General features: G+C 36.0%; 19 protein-coding genes. 3 read left to right on the forward strand and 16 right to left on the reverse strand.

From position 1 onward, the window contains the following. Positions 1–141: 141 nt before the first annotated feature. The 10 genes from ACJRPK_RS10235 to ACJRPK_RS10280 form a co-directional block, all read right to left on the reverse strand. Positions 142–855, reverse strand: coding sequence for a pirin family protein (locus ACJRPK_RS10235; RefSeq protein ID WP_407139808.1), 714 nt, complete (start codon positions 853–855; stop codon positions 142–144). 101 nt (positions 856–956) lie between these two features. Further along, positions 957–1,367 (reverse strand): hypothetical protein, encoded by a 411-nt coding sequence (locus ACJRPK_RS10240; RefSeq protein WP_407139809.1) that lies wholly within the window; start codon positions 1,365–1,367, stop codon positions 957–959. Between the two features lie 790 nt (positions 1,368–2,157). After that, on the reverse strand, positions 2,158–2,826 hold the full coding sequence (locus ACJRPK_RS10245) for a VOC family protein (protein ID WP_407139810.1): 669 nt from the start codon (positions 2,824–2,826) through the stop codon (positions 2,158–2,160). Between the two features lie 49 nt (positions 2,827–2,875). Next, positions 2,876–3,247 (reverse strand): VOC family protein, encoded by a 372-nt coding sequence (locus ACJRPK_RS10250; protein WP_407139811.1) that lies wholly within the window; start codon positions 3,245–3,247, stop codon positions 2,876–2,878. Positions 3,248–3,365: 118 nt separating this feature from the next. Next, positions 3,366–3,896 (reverse strand): DUF3124 domain-containing protein, encoded by a 531-nt coding sequence (locus tag ACJRPK_RS10255; RefSeq protein ID WP_407139812.1) that lies wholly within the window; start codon positions 3,894–3,896, stop codon positions 3,366–3,368. A gap of 59 nt (positions 3,897–3,955) precedes the next feature. Then, positions 3,956–4,999, reverse strand: coding sequence for an L-dopachrome tautomerase-related protein (locus ACJRPK_RS10260; protein WP_407139813.1), 1,044 nt, complete (start codon positions 4,997–4,999; stop codon positions 3,956–3,958). A 9-nt stretch (positions 5,000–5,008) separates the two neighbouring features. Then, complete coding sequence (locus tag ACJRPK_RS10265; RefSeq protein WP_407139814.1) at positions 5,009–5,554, reverse strand: GNAT family N-acetyltransferase; 546 nt, start codon at positions 5,552–5,554, stop codon at positions 5,009–5,011. Positions 5,555–5,682: 128 nt separating this feature from the next. Beyond that, positions 5,683–6,876, reverse strand: coding sequence for an ATP-binding protein (locus tag ACJRPK_RS10270; RefSeq protein ID WP_407139815.1), 1,194 nt, complete (start codon positions 6,874–6,876; stop codon positions 5,683–5,685). A gap of 99 nt (positions 6,877–6,975) precedes the next feature. Continuing rightward, entirely contained in the window at positions 6,976–7,848 is an 873-nt protein-coding gene (locus ACJRPK_RS10275; RefSeq protein WP_407139816.1) for a cation diffusion facilitator family transporter, read from the reverse strand. Next, on the reverse strand, positions 7,845–8,429 hold the full coding sequence (locus ACJRPK_RS10280; RefSeq protein WP_407139817.1) for a Crp/Fnr family transcriptional regulator: 585 nt from the start codon (positions 8,427–8,429) through the stop codon (positions 7,845–7,847). Before ACJRPK_RS10280 ends, ACJRPK_RS10275 begins: the two co-directional genes overlap by 4 nt. Positions 8,430–8,514: 85 nt before the next feature. Between ACJRPK_RS10280 and ACJRPK_RS10285 the strand changes: the two genes are divergently transcribed. Continuing rightward, complete coding sequence (locus ACJRPK_RS10285) at positions 8,515–9,099, forward strand: HD family hydrolase (protein ID WP_407139818.1); 585 nt, start codon at positions 8,515–8,517, stop codon at positions 9,097–9,099. A gap of 37 nt (positions 9,100–9,136) precedes the next feature. Here ACJRPK_RS10285 and ACJRPK_RS10290 read toward each other — a convergent pair whose 3' ends face one another. From ACJRPK_RS10290 to ACJRPK_RS10305, 4 genes are all read right to left on the reverse strand, one after another. Continuing rightward, positions 9,137–10,225 (reverse strand): serine hydrolase domain-containing protein, encoded by a 1,089-nt coding sequence (locus ACJRPK_RS10290; RefSeq protein ID WP_407139819.1) that lies wholly within the window; start codon positions 10,223–10,225, stop codon positions 9,137–9,139. Between the two features lie 50 nt (positions 10,226–10,275). Then, complete coding sequence (locus ACJRPK_RS10295; protein ID WP_407139820.1) at positions 10,276–11,088, reverse strand: helix-turn-helix domain-containing protein; 813 nt, start codon at positions 11,086–11,088, stop codon at positions 10,276–10,278. Between the two features lie 223 nt (positions 11,089–11,311). Beyond that, complete coding sequence (locus tag ACJRPK_RS10300; protein ID WP_407139821.1) at positions 11,312–13,477, reverse strand: M3 family metallopeptidase; 2,166 nt, start codon at positions 13,475–13,477, stop codon at positions 11,312–11,314. A gap of 10 nt (positions 13,478–13,487) precedes the next feature. Beyond that, on the reverse strand, positions 13,488–15,971 hold the full coding sequence (locus ACJRPK_RS10305) for a M14 family metallopeptidase (RefSeq protein ID WP_407139822.1): 2,484 nt from the start codon (positions 15,969–15,971) through the stop codon (positions 13,488–13,490). A gap of 195 nt (positions 15,972–16,166) precedes the next feature. On the opposite strand from ACJRPK_RS10305, the gene bshC reads away from it, so the two are divergent. Beyond that, a complete protein-coding gene (gene bshC, locus ACJRPK_RS10310) occupies positions 16,167–17,765 on the forward strand; it encodes a bacillithiol biosynthesis cysteine-adding enzyme BshC (RefSeq protein WP_407139823.1) in 1,599 nt (532 codons plus the stop codon). A gap of 14 nt (positions 17,766–17,779) precedes the next feature. On the opposite strand, the gene ACJRPK_RS10315 is transcribed toward bshC, so the two are convergent. Beyond that, a complete protein-coding gene (locus tag ACJRPK_RS10315) occupies positions 17,780–18,325 on the reverse strand; it encodes a pyridoxamine 5'-phosphate oxidase family protein (protein ID WP_407139824.1) in 546 nt (181 codons plus the stop codon). 63 nt (positions 18,326–18,388) lie between these two features. Next, positions 18,389–19,162 (reverse strand): dienelactone hydrolase family protein, encoded by a 774-nt coding sequence (locus tag ACJRPK_RS10320; protein WP_407139825.1) that lies wholly within the window; start codon positions 19,160–19,162, stop codon positions 18,389–18,391. A 132-nt stretch (positions 19,163–19,294) separates the two neighbouring features. Between ACJRPK_RS10320 and guaA the strand changes: the two genes are divergently transcribed. Next, positions 19,295–20,824, forward strand: a complete 1,530-nt coding sequence (gene guaA, locus ACJRPK_RS10325) for a glutamine-hydrolyzing GMP synthase (protein ID WP_407139826.1) — start codon at positions 19,295–19,297, stop codon at positions 20,822–20,824. The last annotated feature ends 42 nt before the right edge of the window (positions 20,825–20,866 follow it).

Here is a 20,866-nt window from a genome sequence, read left to right on the forward strand (position 1 = left end):
TGCATCCTTAGATCTTCATAAGTTTTTAGTGGATATGTTGCGAAAATAGAAATGCAAAAAATTGTCTATATTTTAAATAATTAACATTAATTTAATCTTTTGAGATACGCGTAGTTTCTGTTAAACCAAATTTTTTATCTCCTAAAAACTCATGGGTACTTCGATCAGTAATATTTTTGATTGTTTGACGGTTTCTATGGTAACCTGGTCCGTGTTCCATAGGCCAATGGCATCTCGGCGATGTAGCGCGCGATCATTGCACATAATATCGCCTTCTAAAATAAATAGATATACACCATTTTTTGAATCATGTAACCTATAGTCTTTTTCTAATCCGGGATCGAACTCTGCGATTGAAAACCAAGCATCTTGGTGAATCCAAACACCTTGATCATTTTTATTTGGTGATACAATTTGATACCAGTTATTTTTTAAAACCCCCTTTGGTAACGTAGATTGGTCGTAACGAGGTGTTACGCCGCGTTCTTTAGGAAGTATCCAGATCTGCAAAAATTGGACTTCGCTGTTTTTACTTTTGTTGTATTCACTATGGTACACGCCGCTACCGGCACTCATGACCTGAATATCACCTTCTTTTATAACAGTGGTGTTGTTCATACTATCCTTGTGCTCAAGATCACCAAATAACGGGATGGATATAATTTCCATGTCCTCATGTCGATGTTTTCCAAAACCCATACCGGCAGCAACGGTGTCATCATTCAAAACTCGTAATGCACCAAAATTCATGCGGGATGGATCGTGAAAATTAGCAAAACTAAAAGAATGAAATGATTGTAGCCAACCGTGGTTAGCAGTTCCTCTCGCGTCTGCCTTATGCACTACTGTGTCCATAAAATACTTTTTTCTCGAAGATACAGAATCTCTAAAAGTATTTTGTAAAGGAAAGATTAAAGTTCAGCCTTTTGCTCAATCAAAAAATAATGCAAATCCCCTTAACCTACTTTTCGCAAAACATGTTCGTTAGGATCAAGTTGTAATTGTTTGAAAAAATCCTGCAATACCAATTCTGAGTTGTGGTGAATAGAACTTTTATACAATGTGATTGTTTTTTCTGGAGAATCTATACGATAGCTGTCTTTAAACATCCTAACTTTCTGTATATCTTTTACATTAATCTGCTTAAAGAATCCTGTGTTTTTGGTGAAAACGCCATCTACAATACTAATATAACCTTTTGATTTCATCACCGCGTATACGATGATATAGATAACGCCCATAGCAACTAGGTATGATGAGAACAGGTTACTGGTATGTAGTACGAATCCAATGATGCCCAATAGTGTAAAAAAAACACCTGTTATAAGATTATTACGCAACAAGCGACTTTTATATAAAATTTTCATTGTATGTGTAATTTTAGCGTTGGTTATGAATGCTAAAGTAAGATATATTTTATAAATATCACTTTTACAACTTTTCACCAACAAAGATTACGCTTGTGGTAATAGTGAGATAGCATGGTTATTTATAAAATTTGAGATCTACTTTTCACTCGGTTTATAGTATGTCCACTATAAATTAATAAAACAATTAAAATACATTGAGCTATAATCGAAAATACCACCAGCATGAAGGAAACCTCGGTTAAGTAGTAAGTGCTGGTCATTCTCTCAAAAGAAAAATTGATTAAGGGAAGAATAAGTTTTAATATAAATAAGAGTGCTAAGAAAAATAAAAAATTGAATACTAAGAATAATCGATTGACCATATTGTTTGCAAAGTTATAGTAAAGCATCTTAAGCAAATACACTGTAAAAAAAATAAAAGAGCAGGATAAAGCGAAAACATAGAATGACGGTAGCATAAAATATGTATCATAAATATTTATATTTACAGTAGTATTCCATTGGAGTTGATCAAATCCTTTAACGCCATAAGAAAGTAATAACGTAATTATACTGATTGAGAATAGCCATAGTATTTCTTTCTTGAGCATGTTTGATTAGGTTTAAGAGGTTACAAGATAAAAAATTCAAATAAATAGTCAGTTTAGTGATGTCTGAAAATTAAACACGGTCGAATCATAGTTTTGATTAGAGACTTTGATCAGCTAAAAATGATTCAAGCCATGTAGATGTTTATTAAAGAGTAGTAAGGCAATAGATTTTTGTAACATATCAAGATATTTATTTCCTATATTGTTTGCAGCCTCATGTTTTTATATGCTAGGTTATACATTATTTCTTTTTCTTTGAAGCAAATTTCAAAATCTGAGGCATACGCTTTGTCACCTGTAGGGAACCAGTTTTTAGAGTCTTTATCGATGCAAATAAAAAGTCCGTGATCATCGCCTATAGCACAAAAATGGTCAAAATTACCATCAAAAATTTTTATTGCGCAAAGTTCGTTAAGAAAATTATGTTGAGTTTTAATGTGATTTGATGGTACTCCGATTTCAGAAATTTCTAGCAGTGATGCTGCACTAAATGTTTGCTGTGCATGATTGGATAGATTTTTTCTGGCGATCAGTTCAACAATGTTGTGATCCTTATCGTAAAAATACATTGCTTCGGCATTCCAGTTGCTAAAATCCTGTATTTTTTTTCCATCTTCGTCACTTAATATCTTCACTTTTGATTGTAGCCAATGCAATGCTTCGTTTGTTTTATTCGCTGGAATGTTGATAGCAAAATGATACGGAGTGCTTTTTTGAGCAAATTGAAAGATTAAATGAGAATTCCCGATGTTGAAAGTTACTGAAGTTGTAGATTTCTGTACGATCTCCACGCCGATAACTTTAGAATAAAATTCGGTTTGCTCTTTGAGTTGGCTAGTATATAATTTTAATGATTTGATTATCATAATAAGTAGCTACTTCTAATAAAATACAATATAAAACTTGCGGAGCTAATTATACGTGCTGATCTATCAGAATCGGATTCCCATCCGGATCGACAATAACGATACTACCCGGTCCTGTTGTGTCTTCATCAACATCCCTTTCTAATTTGATATCCTTAGCTTTTAAGTGCTTTTGAATTTTTCGAACATCGTCAAAGGCTTCTAATGCATTAGCATCTTCATCCCAACCAGGATTGAAGGTGAGAATATTATCTTCAAACATTCCTTGAAAGAGTCCGATTAATGAATTTCCGTTTTTCATGATGAGGTAATTATTGGCAGGGTCTCCGGCAAAAACAGTGAAACCCAACTTTTCATAAAAGGATTTTGAAACTGTAAGATCCTTTACGCTTAGACTAATAGAAAATGCTCCTAAATTCATACTATTGTAATTTTAGTGATTACTAATTCTGTAGTAGAAAGTTACGGATAATTGCGGTATCCAGGGAGTATAGAACCTTGAATTTTTTTAAAACTGGATACTTTTGAAACACCTCACTTTACTTAATCCTTCTGCCTTGGGTAGTAAAAGATAATCCTTGCTGGCCCGAAGTTGAAATCATAACACCTTCAAAAAGCGGATCGGTACTTTCTTTTTTGGTAGTCCATTCAAAAATAAAGTTAGCACCTGTACCTCCGGCTTTATCTATCTCATCAATTACAATCTCAACAGTCTCTAAAGGGGAAATAAATATAGAGGAAGTGACATAAGATCGTATGAGTTTACCATGTGTATCGTAGTATGTGGCTTTATTAATATACAGGGTGTCAGAGATACTTGTATTGCGTAAACTTATTGTCGCAGTCAGGTCATGCTTGCGATGTTGCGTAAGGCTATAAATTTGAGAATATACAGAAAGATAGGTGGTACCTGTTCGTAAAGAATCGTTTGGAAAACTAGTAACCAAACGATGTTGCCAATCTATAGGTGTTATATCACTCTCCTCATAATTATCATTACACGAAGATATAATAATTAGCAGCATAGATACCAGCAAGAAGATACTAACTAATGTTACTCTTTGTATCATATCTCTCAAAGGTAGGTATTAAAAATGTATGTATGAAATATACCTATTTGTACTGCCAATTATTTTTCAATTTGAATTTTATAAATACTAAACTCAAGAGATGCTATATCGCCTTGTGCTTCATGAATTCTGGAATTTGTATAGTATAGGTATCCGTCATAAATACTGAAGGTATCGGGCCAGTTGATCTGATCTCCTTGATGTAGTGTGTGCTGGGTACCTTCTTTGTCCAAGTAATTGATTTTGTGATGTTCTAGATCCCCATAATATAGCGTGCCATAACTATCCATAATCATACCATCGGGGGCTGAAGTTTTGGCTATCGTACGAACCGCGGCAATTGCTTCATCATTTGTACCATTACGTAAGATGTTTGTAGGGATTGCATACAATGTATAACCTGTTAGACTGTGATAATACAATAGGTTATTTTGTAGATCTAAAGCAATACCATCAGAGTGTACTGTATTTTCCCAGCGTTTATTATCAATGGTTAAGTGATCGGTTTCTGCAGTCGTCGAAACATGATCGTCCAACATACGTCTGCTTGTTCCGGTTTGTGTATCTAAAATAACCAAACCACCTTTACCAGAATCAGTCATATAAATTGTATGATTAGGAGCATCGACTCTTAAATCATTAATATATGAATTAGGATAGTAGGTCGTACTGTCCAGAGTAAAAATATTGGAAAGCGCATTAGTAGTTAAATCAAAAACGAAAAGTCTTGGGGCATCAACTACTCCTTTAAACAATGGATTACGGGTATCCAAAACATATAAAGAATTCTCGTGAGCGATCACGGATTGTACACCGATAAAAACAGAATCCTTTACCTCCTGACCGACCTCCCAACTGTTCCAGGTAGTATCAGGGTAGGGGGATGGTTCTCCATTTTTATTTAGAGTAACCACGGAGTTTGCTACACCTTTACGCCAACGTGGAAAATTAGCGAAAACACGGCCCATGGTGGATACTGTCACACCAGTTACTTGTTGCCCCGTAAATGTTGCTACGGGTTCTATAATAACTTTTTCTTCCTCTTTCTTGTTTTGACATCCCAATAAGAATATAGTTGTAAGGGCAAAAATGATGTTTTTCATAAAGCGTATTTATTTAAGGTGAAGTCTAAATCCATATACAGGAAGTTCTTCTTGTAAAAAATCAAGATCATTGGCTCGTATAAATCCCATACGTTCGTACATGGTCCAAGCCAATTGCATTGCCTTGGTCGAGTGAATGACTAAAGTGTTATGACCTTGTTTTTTTGCTTTGTCGATACACGCTTGTGTCAATAATTTTCCTAACCCATAACCTCTATGAGATGGGTGCACAGCTAACAACCGAAAACCTGCTGCATTTTTCTCATGTGTAGCGGTTCCACCAGATCCGTAATCAGCCATATTTTTAAAATATACAACAGCTCCGGCGATTTTATCGTCTTGAGATACAGCGGTTAGTAAGGTAACATTGGGCTTATGGGTGAGTTCACCGATATTACGAAGCATTGAATAGTATTGTGGTTGTTCGGTTACAGAGGGAAATCCTTCCAGTTGATCATACACCATAACCAGTAAATCCCCAATAGTATTATATTCGTTAGGGTTTGCTTCTCTTATTGTATAGGTATTGGTGGCTCTTAAGTCGGTAGTTATCATCAAACACTGTTATTTTTTTAGCTAGTTTCTAAAGGTAGCTATTAAATAGAAAGTAGTGAACAACAATAATATTTTCTTAACTTTTTATTCCTTTTAAAAGTAAAGCTATATACAACTCAATTCGTTCATTATTTTTTGAGAGGGATGGAGAAAGTAAAGCAGGTCTGCTCATTTGAAGATGTAGCTTTTAGCTTACCATTATGTGCCTTTGCAATTTCTGAGGCAATATACAGCCCTAAACCAAGGCCGGATTTATTGACATCCGTATTTTCAGAATAAAATGGTTTAAAGAGACTTTGCATAGCGCTATCCGAAATCTTCTTTCCGCCGTTTGCTACCATAATATGAAAAGACTTGTTTTCTAATTTGGTTTCAATTTTAATAGGGTGATCAGCCGAACCATGAGCGATAGCATTTCCTAATAGGTTTGAGAACAATTGTGCAACCCGATCAGCGTCACAAGAGATATTTTCAGGAATTTGCAACTTAATATCAAATGAACGCTCAGGCGCCATAGCCTTAATCTCTGCGATTACTTGTTCTATTGAGTTGTGTAAAACTTTGGGATCTGTAGTTAGGTTCAATTTGATTCCGTCACCCAGATGTCCCTTAGCAAAATCCAGTAAATTATCAATAAGCCCCTGCATACGATAGGAGGTAGCTTTGATAATATTGGCGTTTTTAATACTTGCTTTCGGAGTTGGATTCAATAAGATCATATCTGCGCACATACGTGTGGTCCCTACAGGATTGCGTAGATCATGACCTAAAATTGCAATAAAAGTTTCTCGTAGTTCTGCTATTTTACGTTCCTCTTCGAGTAGTTGGGTGGTGGTTTTTAGTTGTTCAATGGTTTGGAGGTGAAATGCGATCAGGTCCGTGTATAACTCAAACATACCACGTATTTTTGGATTGTCTAGCTTTGCAGGCTCGGGATCTATAGCACAAAGCGTCCCAAAGAATTCACCGGTTTTTCTAAAAATAGGAAAGGAAATATAACTTTGAAATCCATATTGTGACGGAGTATGATGGTTACAATAATTTGGATCTTCTGTAACGTGATCTATAACAACAGCCGTATGATGTTGTCGAATTTCATCACATATAGTAGTTCCTAATTCTAATTCATCTCCTGGTGCGAGTCCAAAATTTATGTCATCTCGGCTGCTACAAGTTATCCATTGTGTATCGGTAACACGAGCGATGGCTGCAAATCGCATATTAGTGGTTCGGCAAATAACATCTAGCATCTTAGAAACTATTGGGATATTTCCGATAGCTTCAATATCTGTCTGTATAGCAGGAGAAGCAGAATTTAACATTAGACTTGTGTGAATTAAGAAAACGTTAGTGGTAAATATACAGTATTTATAAAAAAAAGAAGAATAAAAAAATTGCTACAGTGATAATGGGTGATAAAGTTATGCAGTATACGGTTCAATATGAATAAGTACATGGCCTATTCCCGAAACCTTTTGCTTTAACCTGTCTTGTAGTTGATGAGCCAAGTCGTGGCCTTCGGTTACCGATATATTTCCGTCTACTCGCGCGTGCAGATCAATATGGTAATACATTCCTGCCTTCCGAATATAACATTTCTCGGTGCCTTTAATACCTTCAACTTCAAGAGAGATCTTTCTAATTTGAAGCATTAAATCATCATAGCGATGTTCGTCCATTATTTCGCCCAAAGCAGGTCTAAAAATCAGATAACTGTTATATAAAATAAACCCTGACGCAAATAAAGCCGCCCAATCATCGGCGGTTTCAAATCCTTTTCCTAAAAATAAAGCAATACTGATTCCTATAAATGCCGTAATTGAGGTAATAGCATCACTGCGATGGTGCCAGGCTTCTGCTTTTAAAACGGAACTATGAGTTTGCTTGCTTTTTTTGATAACAATACGATACGAGAGCTCTTTCCACATAATAATAGCTCCTAATACAAAAAGTGTCCATGGCTGTGGGAGTTTATGTGGCGTTTGGATGTTTTGAATACTCTCGTAGGCTATGACGGTAGCAGAAGTGACTAAGAATGCAACGACTATAAAGGTGATTAAAGGTTCAATTTTACCATGTCCATAGGGGTGATTTTTGTCAGCAGGTCGTTTGGCATAGGTTAAACCGAACAATACAAGCAGGGATGAAAAGACATCGGTTGTAGATTCGATGGCATCAGCAATTAAAGCGTATGAATTACCAAAGAAACCGGCAAGTCCTTTGATTACTGCTAGGACAAGGTTAGTGGCTAAGCTGTAATAGGTTGTTCTTATCGCCGTTCGGGTACGATTCATGAGTTACTTATGGTATAATTTGTATCAAGCATATTCAACGCGCGATTTAAACTCCGCATAGTAATACCTAGATAATTTGCGATATCTTTTTTCTGAAGTTTATCAAATAATAAGGGATATTCTTTTTTGAGTCTCAACACTTTGTCCTCGATACGATGTGATTGATTATAGGCATGCCGAATCGCTTTGTATTTTACTTTCATGGCCAAAGCCTGCATAACTAAAGAATTAAATTGACGATCGGTATCTAAGAGTAACTTGAAGAGGTTATTTTCAAATTTAAAAACTTCTGTTTCACTTACTGTGACTACCGAACAAAAATTTGTGGATTGGGTGAAAAACTCTATTTCTCCAAAAAGTTCACCGGCGCCAAAAAACTCCTGAATGAAATCAATGCCGGTATCCTCGGTCAAAAAGCATTTTGTCATACCTCTTTTAATAATATATACCGAATTGGATCTGGATTGTTGATCTATAATCACGGCTGATGGTTCGTGTCGCGTTTGCGTGATGGTACGCCACTTTTTTAGAAAAGTCGGTTTACTGATATACTCGAGAAGCGTCGCATTGGATCGAATCATATAACAAAGATAATGACCTGTCGGACAAATGTCCTATAGATATGCATTTCTTATATCTTTTTTTGTGGTCTAAAATTTATAAAAAATGTCCTATCAAAGACTTCATCAACAACTACACTTTATTTTTGAAATTGATAAACTGAAAACTATCGTACGACAATCCTCTTTATTCAAAAGTGATCGACGCGAAAACGATGCAGAGCACAGCTGGCATTTGGCTATGATGGCGTTGATTTTGACTGAACATGCGGATCACTCAGTAAATGTTACACGGGTTTTAAAAATGGTATTAATACATGATTTGGTAGAAATTGATGCCGGTGATATCTTTCTTTTTGATACACAGAAAGATCACAACAATACAGAAAAAGAAATGCTGGCGGCGCAACGTATTTTCAGTTTATTACCAGAAGATCAGGCTACCGAATTTATCAATCTATGGCTAGAATTTGAGCAAGGAAAAACCAACGATGCTCGATTTGCAAAAGCGATCGATAGGTTACACCCTGCGTTACAAAATCTAAGTAATAATGGTGGTACCTGGGCAAAGTTTGAAATTGATCTAGCTACGGTATTAGATAAGTTGCAGCCAATTAAAAAGAGTTCTGCCACATTATGGGAGTATGTTGATCAAGAGATTCACACCTTATCTCAACGAAAATGTATATAATGCTTGTAACTATTAAAAAAAGAAGATTAAATAGTGGCTATTTTATTCCTTTAATCGCGGGAACTATGTAGTCACTTAATAGCTTCTCAGTTTGATTATGAGATTCCATACCTCCATTAAAATAGCTGCTAGTCAAAACAACGACCAGTTCAAGATCAGGAAATACAGCAATTTTATTGCCTCCAGTGCCGGTCATGTAAAAAGCTTTTTCATCATTAAAGGAACTTATCCACCATAGGTACCCGTAGTCAAAACCATTTCCCATTGTTATTCTGGACTTAGGAGTAGTTGACTTCGTAATCCAGTCCGTCGAAATAATTTGATTTCCATTCCATTGACCATCTCTCAGGTATAATTTACCGATTTTAATAAGATCTCGACTTTTTAAGCCCAATCCACCACCGGTCATGGGTAAGCCTGTCGGAGTTATTTGCCAATGATAATCAGTGATATCTAGAGGTCTAAATAAATTTTCTTCAGCAAAAGTTTTTAAAGATCCAGTCACATTATTTATAATATCTCCTAAGGCAACTGTTCCCGCGGTACAATAACTAAAACTTCTTCCATAAGGTGAATTCTCTGGCCTAGGAACCCATTCAGGGAAGCCTCTCACAGGTAAATCCCAGAAAAATTGTACCCAATCTTCAATAAGATACATTCTTTCTTCATTTCCTCTGGACCATTGATTCCAATCATCACACTCTACAATCGAGCTCATCGTCAGCAGATCTTCAATTGTGATACTATCTTTAAGTGTATGAGGGTTTCTATAGTTTTGAATAGAACTATATTTTTTGGCGAAATCTTTTTCAGACGTTATTTTGTTTTGTTGGATCAGGCATCCTATCAACGTTCCCGTTATTGATTTTGTGGCTGATCGCGTGTTATGTTTTGTTTCTTTATTAGCATCATTATAATAATTTTCAAAAACTATTTTGTTATTATATGATATCACAACACTGGTAATTTTTTTAAATGTATTGTCTTTTATAAGACTATCCATTGTGATAAGTAGTGGAGCGTAATTATCTTTTACTTTTTTTTCTGCCTTTGAATATTGGGATGCTGTTTGTGCCGTTATAGTTGCAGATAAAAAGAGGAATAGGAGTGTGAAATGATAGTTCATATGTTATTTTTTGACAAAGTTGCCAGACCTTTGGATTTTAAAATAGGAAATTAGTAACCTGATTCAATTTTTTTAAGAAATTGTAGAGGAGTTGTATGATAATATTTTTTGAAGCATCCAATAAAGTGACTCTGATCATAGAAGCCACTTAAATAAGCAATTTCTGTCATCGAATGTTTTGAGGTAAGCATGAGAATTATAGCACGGTTTAATTTTAAAAGTCTGGTGTAATGTCCAAAAGACATTCCGAAATGTTTATGAAAAGCTCTGGATAAATATACAGGGTGAATTCCAAGTTCAGTACTTAAGCTATTAACTGTATGATCCATGGTTGTAGCGTCCAAAAGAATTTCTGTTAGCTTATCAATCCAAACAGGAGACGAGGTGATTGCCTTCTTCTCGCTACTTTTTAATTCTAGTATGTCGATTAGTAAAAGATCTATACTTGTTTTACTTAAGGTGTCATTAATTCTGGATTCTATTAAAATTGCACACATTTTTTGTATGATCTCGGGATTATGAATATGCAGGCTGCCTTGCAATGGCATTAAATCAATTTCATGATCTTTTAACCAGGCTTGTGATAGCTCGATATGAAAACCTTTTGTAAAGTCTTTTGATTTCTGGTTATAATGTGCGTCATCCCAATTATGAAACAAAAGATTACCGGCAACAAGATTATATGATTTCTTTTTATTAGCTTCAAATAGTTTTCCTTCTAACAAAAAAGTAAAATAAGGATTTTCATGATAATGCCAATCCACGTAAGAATGCGTATAGGTTGTTTCCGTTATGATATAAGTATCATAATTTAGCTTCCGATAATTCTCGCCATAATATTGCCCCTTTTTCAATGAAATCATAGAATAGATTTATTGGTCGTAATACCTAAAGTTAAGGTTTTTATTGATACTGTTCTCGAAAGTATTTGTCTCAGAGCAAACAAAAACGTTACGATTAAAAAAAGTCATTTAATTCTTAGTTAATTAAAATTTGATTTTCAATGGTGTTTACATAGTCAAGTAAAATAAAAAAACTCCCGAAAGATTTAACTTAGGGGAGTTGCAATGATTATTTAAAAATTAATTATTTCTTAGGTATCGGGAAACCTCGATCGCGCATTAAAGCTTCGATGTTAGCATCACGACCTCTAAATTTTCGATACGCCTCTGCCGGATCCATGGCATTACGGGGTGCGAATAAATAGTTTACCAATTTTGCAGCTACTTCTTTATCATAAAATCCATCTGGAGCCTCAGCAAAAGCCTCAGCAGCATCGGCAGTTAAAACATCTGCCCACATATAGCCGTAATAAGCAGTAGCATAGCCTTCACCTGAAAATACGTGACCAAAATGTGGTGTACGATGACGCATAACCAATTCTTTAGGCATCTTCATTGCGGCTAATGTTTCTCTTTCAAACGCATCCACATCAATGTTTTCAGGATCTGCCAGATGTAGTTTCATATCGATTAAAGCAGAGGCCAGATACTCTGTGGTACCGAATCCCTGATTAAAGGTTGAAGCGTTTTTAATTTTTTGAACCAATTCTTTTGGCATAGGCTCTCCGGTTTCTTGATGAACAAGGTAAGTGTTGATCACCTTATCAGTAGATAACCATCGTTCTAATAATTGTGATTGAAATTCTGTATAATCACGTACGCCGCTATTGAGTGTTGGATATTTTACATTGGATGCAAAAAAGTGTAGCGCATGACCAAATTCATGGAAAAAAGTGGTGGCGTCATCCCAGGATACAAGTAACGGTTCTCCCGGAGCAGGTTTCACAAAGTTTGAATTGTTGGATGCGAGTACCGTTTTTTCGCCTTCAAAACTGGTATAACTTCTATACGTAGTTGCCCAGGCTCCAGAACGTTTGCCTGGTCGGGCATAGGGGTCTAAATACCATAAACCGATTACTTTGCCGCTGGTTTTGTCAGTAACCTCCCAAACATTTACATCTTCGTGAAATACAGGTACTTTACCTTTCTCCAGAGGAGCAAAATTAAAGTTGAACAACTCGCCCGCTACAAAAAACATAGCCTCTGTTAATTTATCAAGTTGTAGGTATTGTTTTACTTCATCAGAGTCCAGATCATATTTCTTTTTTCTAACTTTCTCTGCATAGTAGCGGTAATCCCAAGGTTCGATAGTAATATTATCTTTACTTGAATTGGCAACAGTCTGCATGTCCTTAACCTCTTCTTTAACCCTTGCTATGGCAGCAGGCCAAACTGCATTCATTAATTCCATGGCGTTTTCCGGTGTTTTTGCCATACGATTTTGTAATCTCCACTGTGCATAGTTATCATAGCCAAGTAACCCAACACGTTCTTTACGAAGTTTTAGAATTTTTGCTATAATTTCATTATTATCATGATCATCCCCATTATCTCCTCTTGAGTAATAGGTTTTCCAAACTTTTTCACGTAAATCCCGTTCCGTAGAATACGTTAAAAAAGGATCCATAGAAGAACGGGTGTTGGTAATTGCATATTTACCTGTGTGGCCGCGGTCTTCAGCAGCTTTTGCATAGGCCTTTATCAATCCATCGGATAATCCGCCTAATTGATCTTTTTCTAATAAAGTAACATATCCTTCTTCATCAGCTAACACATTATTGGAAAATTCTGTATATAACTTTGATAGTTCTTTATTGATCGCTGCATAGCGTTTCTTTTTTTCTTCATCGAGTGCAGCACCTTCCATCGCAAAATTCTCATATACTAGTTGTACAACTCTTTGTTGGTCGGCGGGAAGTGAATCTTTTAAAGAGGCTTCGTATACAGTTTTAACACGTTCGAATAATTGCTCGTTTTGAGATACTTTTGAGCGAAATTCAGAGATTTTAGGAGCCAGATCTTGCTGAATCTCTCTAAATTCAGGCGAAGACATATTGCTACTCCATATTCCATAATACGTAAAAGCACGATCTAGTGTTTTACCCGATTTCTCCATAGCTTCGATAGTATTCTCAAAAGTCGGTGGGGCTGGATTAGAGGCGATTGCATCAATTTCCACGAGGCTTTGCTCCATCCCTTTTTCTATAGCCGCTTGTGCATCAGCTATGCGCATCTTGTCAAAGGCAGGGACACCGCCGTAAGGTCCGGTCCACTCTTGCAACAACACATTGGATGTTTCGTTTTTCGTTTCGGTTTCCACGTTTTCATTTTTTTCGGCACAACTGCTTATGGTCAATGCTACGATTAACCCGAAGGTTGCTTTTTTGGTTATTTTTTTTTTGATATTCATGATTGAAAAATTAGATTCTAAATTTATTTGAGTTGGTAAAAAATATAGCATTTACCAGAAATAGTTTACCATTTTCCCAAAAGGATCTAAACATAGGATTATCGACCATATAAATGATATTACCTTTACCTATACGTGCTTCTCCGATAACCAATGAGTTTTGTAAACCATCAAGAGCATCTTCTCCGGCAAAACCTGAGATTGCTTCTGGAGTATCTATATACGCTATATTGTACCCCTTTTGTAACAATTTGTATGAGTCAGCACCAAGTTTTAAACTGAAATAATGATCACCATAACCAAAGGCCATTGGATGGGAAGCATCAACCTTGGTTTTAAAAACTGTTCCTGTTACAAAGTTTTTAACACTTTCTCGTTCTCTTTGGTCATAAGCAATTAGATTTCCCAGAGAGTCTTTGTCTTTTTCATCCGGTTTATTTTTCTTCAGATCAAAACCTTCTTTATCAACAAAGGAAGCAACGGCATTACCAATAGCTATAACTTTACCACCAGCTGCAATCCAAGATTTTAACTTATCTAAAGCTTTTGTATTCAAATAGCTTGAATAATAACCGTTAGGAAGAATTAAAACATCATAGGTGCTCAAGTCGATATTTTTAAAATAGTCTGTATCTATTGATGTGATAGGAAACTTAAGCGTCTGTTCAAAGAAATGCCATAATTCACCATAACTAAGAGAGGAGGTATAGTCTCCTTTCAAAATAGCAATTTTTTGATTATTGATTAACTTTACTTCTGGAGAGCCAAAATCAACCCCTGTTTTTGCAAAACCTGAAGCTGCAGGATAAATTTTTCTACCATGCGTATTGGCTATTCGAACAAGGATGTCATCATAATTAGTAATCGTACGATTATCACTTTTACTAATGATCAAACTTCCCTTTTTAAAATTCTCGGTACTATTTGTAAAATCCTTTTCGCTAAATCGCACTTTAATGCCTTGCTTTAATAAATCGGCCATAAACGCAGCATCCTTAAGACTGTTCCATTTGGCGATATATCCGGCTCCATCAGGACTTGTAGTATTCGTTATTTGGCTTTTGTTTTGATCGGCATCTGGTGTGATAAGTGTTTTTGAAGCAATAGCGTCTAATCCATAAGCATATGGAATCCCCCAAGCCGTGATATCGTATGTTAAGGGGTCACTAACTTTAGTTTTTGGTTCAAATAACACAGTGACCATAGCCCCTTTTGGCTGGTTGGTGCTTACAATTAGCGCATTTGATGCTTTGAAATTAGTCATTTTAGTTGTCGTAAAATCAAATCCTTTGATAGATGAATCCGAGGTAAATCCATAGCGAATATCATGCATTTCTAAAAGTTCAATAAGCGAATTAATTTTGTCTTGATTACCTTGTAACACATAGCTTTTATAGGTGCTAGCTGAGGGAGTAAAAAAGTTTCTGAACTCCTCATTAAGTTTTGCTGCATTTTGAGAGGCGATCTCTATTGTTGATAAGCCTGTAGTTGTGTGATGCGTAGCTCTGTCCTTAAGGGTTAATACGTAACCCTCGTCCGTTTGGATTCCTAGACCGGCACGTCCGTGTCCGGCTTGCTCATAAGTCATACCAATAGCACCCATAAACGTCGGGTAGGTATCACCATAACTGGGATACAATAAATCAAAGCGTTCTCTGGTAAAATAAAGCCAGCCTTCCTTATCAAAGTAATTAGCGTGGTTCTTTCCTATTTGTGTCTGAAAATCGCGTTGCCACGGAGTGATAATTTCATGAAAAGGTTCTGCCGCTGGAGCAAAATAATAAGGTTCATTAATGCCTTGTTCATGAAAATCTACATGGATATGAGGCATCCATTGATTATATATCTTAAGTCGTTGTTGGGTTTCAACCTGTGTTGCCCATGCCCAGTCTCTGTTTAAATCAAATAAGTAATGATTAGGTCGTCCTCCCGGCCAAGGCTCATTATGTTCTGTAGCATTTTGATCAATATTATAGGGAGTTGCCTTGGTTTGATTATACCAATTTACATATCTGTCACGACCATCAGGATTGACACAAGGGTCCATGATAATAACTGTATTTTGCAGCCAATCTTTTTTTTCAGTGATTAAGGTGTACAATGTTTGCATGGCAGCTTCGGTACTCGAAGCCTCGTTCCCATGAACGTTATAGCTCAGCCAAACTATTGCAACCTCTGGAGCAGGAGAATCCTTAGCTACATCAATATTTTTTAGATTATTATGGCGAATGGATTCAATATTTTTTAAGTTTTCTTCGGAAGAAATAACAGCGTAAGTTAGAGGTCTTCGTTCATTGGTTTTACCATAAGTCGAGTATGTTACCATGTCTGAAGCATCTGCGACTGTCTCAAAATAGCGTACAACATCAGCATGTCGTGTAAATTGTTCACCAATTTGGTAGCCAAGAAACTTCTCTGGGGATGGAATGATAGTTTGTGCAGATGTTAAGCCTGCTGAGGTTATAAGAAGTAAGATGAAAAATGTTTGCTTCATTGATTTAAAAGATTAATTTCTTGATTAAAGCCCTAAATTTATGGATAATTTTTACACTTCATAGTATGTTTACGTGTTTGCTAGAGGAATTATACAGTGTATCACCCGTGAAGAGGGTCTTCTGATTTATGGTATTAACGTAAAATTAAGATTTGAGTTAACAATCTGATGTATCTTAGCATCAAAAAAATATGTATGCCTAGTGACTGTATTCCATTTAGTGATACGGGTTATTTTTCTTCCCTAATTCAGGATTATTTGGATCAAAAAAGTGAGTTGAAATCATTTTATAATCGGTATCCTGAAATCAATCAGTTTTCTGAGCAAATTGACGAGAAGCAACAAAGTTTTTCAAAATCTACAAGAGCGACCTTAGTTACAGCGTTGGAGAAACAGTACACAAGGACTCAAATATCAAAGGTTACAGAACACAACATCCAGCTTTTACTCAAGGACACAACTTTTACAGTTACCACAGGACATCAACTCAACCTTTTTACCGGACCCTTATATTTCTTATATAAAATTGTCTCGGCGATTAATTTGGCAAAACAATTAAAAGCAGCGTATCCACATCAGGATTTTATTCCGGTGTATTGGATGGCCACAGAAGATCATGATTTTGACGAAATTAATTTTTTCAATTTTAAAGGTAAAAAATTACGGTGGAATAAGCAGTCTGGGGGAGCCGTTGGGAAGTTAGACACAAAAGGGCTTGATAAGGTTTTGGAAATATTCTCAGCTGAGGTAGGACTGGGTGACAACGCAGAAAAATTAAAATCCTTGTTTGCTGAAGCGTATTTGGAACATAGTACCTTAACAGATGCTACACGTTATTTGGCTAATGCTTTATTCGGAGATTCGGGTCTAGTAATAGTTGATGGTGATGATAAAAGTTTAAAACAACTTTTTGTTCCGTTTGTTAAAGAGGAACTTCTCAATCAAATAAGTCACAAAACAATTCTGCCTTCGGCAAATGCATTGGAAGATTTAGGGTATCCTGTACAAGTAAACCCCAGAGAAATTAATCTTTTCTATCTGGATCAAGGATTAAGGGAACGTATCATCAAAAGGGAAGGGAGATATTTTGTCAATGATACAGCTATAGAATGGAGCGAGAGCGAAATTTTAGAAGAGCTAACTGAGTATCCTGAACGTTTTAGTCCGAATGTTATGATGCGTCCGTTATATCAGGAAGTAATTTTACCTAACCTATCTTATATCGGTGGAGGAGGAGAATTAGCCTATTGGTTGGAGTTGAAAGCTTATTTTAAGGCAGTAGATATTCCATTTCCAATACTTTTGTTAAGAAATTCCGTACTGCTAAAAAATCAAAAACAAGCGGATAAACAAGCTAAACTGAATATTTCAGATAAAGATTTGTTTTTGAAATCTCATGAATTAATTAATAAAAAAGTCCGACAGGTATCAAATATCGAAATTGACTTCACATCGCAACGAAATCATCTTAAGAATCAATTTTTGAATTTGTATGAATTAGCTGCGCAGACGGATGCTTCCTTCCTAAATGCTGTGAAAGCTCAGGAGGTGAAGCAATTAAAAGGTTTAGATACATTAGAAAGACGTTTACTAAAAGCACAGCGACTAAAATTAAAAGATCATGTAAAGCGTGTAACTAAGCTACAAAATGATCTTTTTCCGCAGCAAAGTTTACAAGAAAGAACCGCAAATTTTTCTGAATTTTATTTAGAATACGGAGAAGAACTTATTGACCTGCTTCTGCAAACGTTGGATCCTCTAAGTTTGAAATTTGATATCATTACTACAAAATAGTAGAATGTTTTCTATCAAGGGGTGATAAAGGTGCCCTTCCAGTTTTTATTACTTGACTGAAATTGAATACGAATATGATTTGGGCGTTTCAAACGTAAATATTCAATTTGTATTGGTGTAATTTTTAGAGCAGTAAAAAAATGTTTTCCTTCCAGATAATCGACATCATCAGGATTTGTTAGCGTATCTCCGGGAGCTTGTTGTGTAGTATAATCTTGTTTGGACCGATCGGGGATTTGTTTCCATATCCTATTAATCGTGTAAGGATCGGTTATCATTTGAGCAGACGCCACGACAGATAACTGTATCAAACGATTTTGATCAAGAAAAAGAAGACTTACTTTTTTATTTTTTTTAATATGATTTATTTTTTCAGAACGTTTATCCGTGTAGACGTAAAAATTCAAATCAGCATCGAGGTCGCGTAAAACCACGGTACGTAGATGCGGAATGTTTTGAGAGTCATTGGTAGCCAGGGTAAAGTACCGAAAAGGATGACCGTTCTGTTTTGTTGCCGTTTTTAAATCATTGTGTAGTGAGTGAAATATTAAATCTGTCATATTCTGAAGGCCTTTAATTAAGTCTAAAATAATTATAATTACATGATGGAACTATGAGATAAATCAATTCCATACCGATTCTTCCAGCCATTTTCCTGCTGATTTCAATTCTGTTACATAGTCACAAGCTTTTATATGAGTTTTATTTGGAGCTTTTTTTAACGTAAGATTGGAGCCTTCAAGTTTAGCTTTATGTATTCTCTTCTCTACTTTTTTAAATGAAAAAAAATGATCGTCCGTACCTTGAATCACATAGGTTGGTGTGGTAATGATTTGTTCGGATTTTCCGTCAGATCCCATAAGTATATAGGCAGAGAATGGTTGATTTAATTGTTGTGCGCGTTCCCAGCCTGCCATAGCGCCATTGCTGTAACCAATTAAAACAATTTTTTGCGGATCGATAGGCCAGTGCTTTTTGGCCAAGATGATAAAATCATCAATCCGTTTTTCTAAATATGACATACTCCAGGTTCTCCATGCTCCGGAAGGACTAAAAATAAAACCGTTCATGCTATTTAAAGCCGGAGCTACTAAACAATTGCTAAATTTTAAATAGTTCTTACTGGCAACTCCGCCATGTAATAATATAAATAACGGATATTGTTTATCAGGTTCCAGCAAAGGTGTTTTTAAATTAAATTTCCAGTCTGATCTACCATCATTGGTTTGTAGGACTCCGGTTGTATTAGTTGAGTCAATAGGTATGGAAAGAAAGGAGGTGGTATTTAAACTTTGTGGAATCACCCTGTTAAGAATATTCTTCTCACTTATACAGCTACCTAAAGTTAGCGTACACAAAGAAACAATAAGGAACTTTTTACTTTTTTTGAAAAGCATCTTTTTTATATAAAGGTAGTAAGCATAGCGGTTTTATAGGGCTATATAGGGTATGTTTATAAAAATATTAACGAACTGAAAAATTAAATCATTTAGGATTTCGAGGTTCTCAATTTAATTTTATTTTTGCCTATGCAAAACAACGTACTCATTTTAGATTTTGGATCACAGTATACTCAGTTAATCGCTAGACGAGTTAGAGAGTTAAATATCTATTGTGAAATCCACCCGTATCATAAGCTACCGGATAATGTTTCCGAGTTTAAAGCCGTAATTTTATCAGGATCTCCTTTCTCAGTACGAGCAGAAGATGCACCGCACCCTGAGTTGTCAAAAATAAGAGGTAAACTTCCTTTATTGGCAATTTGTTATGGAGCACAATATCTAGCCCATTTTCATGGAGGACAAGTAGCGCCATCGGCAACTAGAGAATATGGGAGAGCGAATCTTTCAATTCTGGCAAAAGATGATGTATTCTTTGAAGGTGTAAAAGATGGTTCACAAGTATGGATGAGTCATAGTGATACCATCAAGGATTTGCCCGAAAATGGAGTGCGTTTGGCATCAACTACCGATGTAGCAAATGCTGCTTATAAAATCGAAGGTGAACAGACTTATGCTATACAATTTCATCCAGAAGTTTACCACTCTACAGACGGAAAACAGTTTCTGGATAATTTTTTAATTAAAATTGCAGGTGTAACACCTGATTGGACACCTGATGCTTTTGTCGAAACTACGGTGGCAGAGTTAAAAGAAAAGATTGGAAACGAAAAAGTAGTGTTAGGTCTCAGCGGCGGAGTTGATTCTACGGTAGCGGCAATCTTACTTCATAAGGCAATAGGAAGTAATCTACATTGTATTTTTGTTAATAACGGACTACTCCGTAAAGATGAGTTCTCTTCAGTGCTTAAGCAATATGAAGGGATGGGTCTCAATGTAAAAGGAGTGGATGCTTCGGCACGCTTTTTGGATGCGTTAGCAGGAAAGAGTGATCCCGAAGAAAAAAGAAAGACGATCGGTAATTCGTTTATCGAAGTTTTTGATGATGAGTCACATCAAATTGAGGATGCAAAATGGTTAGGACAAGGGACAATTTATCCTGATGTAATAGAATCAGTATCTGTTAACGGACCCTCAGTTACCATTAAATCGCATCATAATGTCGGAGGGCTTCCTGATTTCATGAAACTGAAAGTAGTGGAACCGCTACGTATGTTATTTAAAGATGAAGTACGACGTGTTGGGGCTTCTATGGGGATTGATCCCTTGTTATTAGGGAGACACCCTTTCCCAGGACCAGGCTTGGCAATACGAATTCTGGGAGATATAACGCCAGAAAAAGTGCGTGTTTTACAGGAAGTAGATGCTATATTTATTAATGGTTTGAGAGCACATGGGCTGTATGATAAAGTCTGGCAAGCAGGTGCAATATTGTTACCTGTGAACACAGTGGGCGTTATGGGAGATGAACGGACTTATGAAAACTGTGTAGCTCTTAGAGCTGTAGAAAGTACGGATGGTATGACTGCAGATTGGGTTAATTTGCCATATGAATTTTTGCAAAAGACCTCAAATGAGATAATAAATAGAGTAAAAGGCGTTAATAGAGTAGTGTATGATATTAGCTCAAAACCACCTGCTACTATTGAATGGGAGTAAAAAGGCTAAATAGTATGATGTATGCTGGAGCTGGGGTAAGAT

This window comes from Aquimarina sp. 2-A2 (assembly GCF_045505135.1).
In the GTDB taxonomy this organism is placed as follows: Bacteria; Bacteroidota; Bacteroidia; order Flavobacteriales; family Flavobacteriaceae; genus Aquimarina; species Aquimarina intermedia.

What these genes read in the sequence shown, in the direction of transcription:
- ACJRPK_RS10235 (WP_407139808.1), bottom strand. Translation starts at nt 855, where the DNA reads ATGGACACAGTAGTGCATAAGGCAGACGCGAGAGGAACTGCTAACCAC.
- ACJRPK_RS10240 (WP_407139809.1), bottom strand. Translation starts at nt 1,367, where the DNA reads ATGAAAATTTTATATAAAAGTCGCTTGTTGCGTAATAATCTTATAACA.
- ACJRPK_RS10245 (WP_407139810.1), bottom strand. Translation starts at nt 2,826, where the DNA reads ATGATAATCAAATCATTAAAATTATATACTAGCCAACTCAAAGAGCAA.
- ACJRPK_RS10250 (WP_407139811.1), bottom strand. Translation starts at nt 3,247, where the DNA reads ATGAATTTAGGAGCATTTTCTATTAGTCTAAGCGTAAAGGATCTTACA.
- ACJRPK_RS10255 (WP_407139812.1), bottom strand. Translation starts at nt 3,896, where the DNA reads ATGATACAAAGAGTAACATTAGTTAGTATCTTCTTGCTGGTATCTATG.
- ACJRPK_RS10260 (WP_407139813.1), bottom strand. Translation starts at nt 4,999, where the DNA reads ATGAAAAACATCATTTTTGCCCTTACAACTATATTCTTATTGGGATGT.
- ACJRPK_RS10265 (WP_407139814.1), bottom strand. Translation starts at nt 5,554, where the DNA reads ATGATAACTACCGACTTAAGAGCCACCAATACCTATACAATAAGAGAA.
- ACJRPK_RS10270 (WP_407139815.1), bottom strand. Translation starts at nt 6,876, where the DNA reads ATGTTAAATTCTGCTTCTCCTGCTATACAGACAGATATTGAAGCTATC.
- ACJRPK_RS10275 (WP_407139816.1), bottom strand. Translation starts at nt 7,848, where the DNA reads ATGAATCGTACCCGAACGGCGATAAGAACAACCTATTACAGCTTAGCC.
- ACJRPK_RS10280 (WP_407139817.1), bottom strand. Translation starts at nt 8,429, where the DNA reads ATGATTCGATCCAATGCGACGCTTCTCGAGTATATCAGTAAACCGACT.
- ACJRPK_RS10285 (WP_407139818.1), top strand. Translation starts at nt 8,515, where the DNA reads ATGTCCTATCAAAGACTTCATCAACAACTACACTTTATTTTTGAAATT.
- ACJRPK_RS10290 (WP_407139819.1), bottom strand. Translation starts at nt 10,225, where the DNA reads ATGAACTATCATTTCACACTCCTATTCCTCTTTTTATCTGCAACTATA.
- ACJRPK_RS10295 (WP_407139820.1), bottom strand. Translation starts at nt 11,088, where the DNA reads ATGATTTCATTGAAAAAGGGGCAATATTATGGCGAGAATTATCGGAAG.
- ACJRPK_RS10300 (WP_407139821.1), bottom strand. Translation starts at nt 13,477, where the DNA reads ATGAATATCAAAAAAAAAATAACCAAAAAAGCAACCTTCGGGTTAATC.
- ACJRPK_RS10305 (WP_407139822.1), bottom strand. Translation starts at nt 15,971, where the DNA reads ATGAAGCAAACATTTTTCATCTTACTTCTTATAACCTCAGCAGGCTTA.
- bshC (WP_407139823.1), top strand. Translation starts at nt 16,167, where the DNA reads ATGCCTAGTGACTGTATTCCATTTAGTGATACGGGTTATTTTTCTTCC.
- ACJRPK_RS10315 (WP_407139824.1), bottom strand. Translation starts at nt 18,325, where the DNA reads ATGACAGATTTAATATTTCACTCACTACACAATGATTTAAAAACGGCA.
- ACJRPK_RS10320 (WP_407139825.1), bottom strand. Translation starts at nt 19,162, where the DNA reads ATGCTTTTCAAAAAAAGTAAAAAGTTCCTTATTGTTTCTTTGTGTACG.
- guaA (WP_407139826.1), top strand. Translation starts at nt 19,295, where the DNA reads ATGCAAAACAACGTACTCATTTTAGATTTTGGATCACAGTATACTCAG.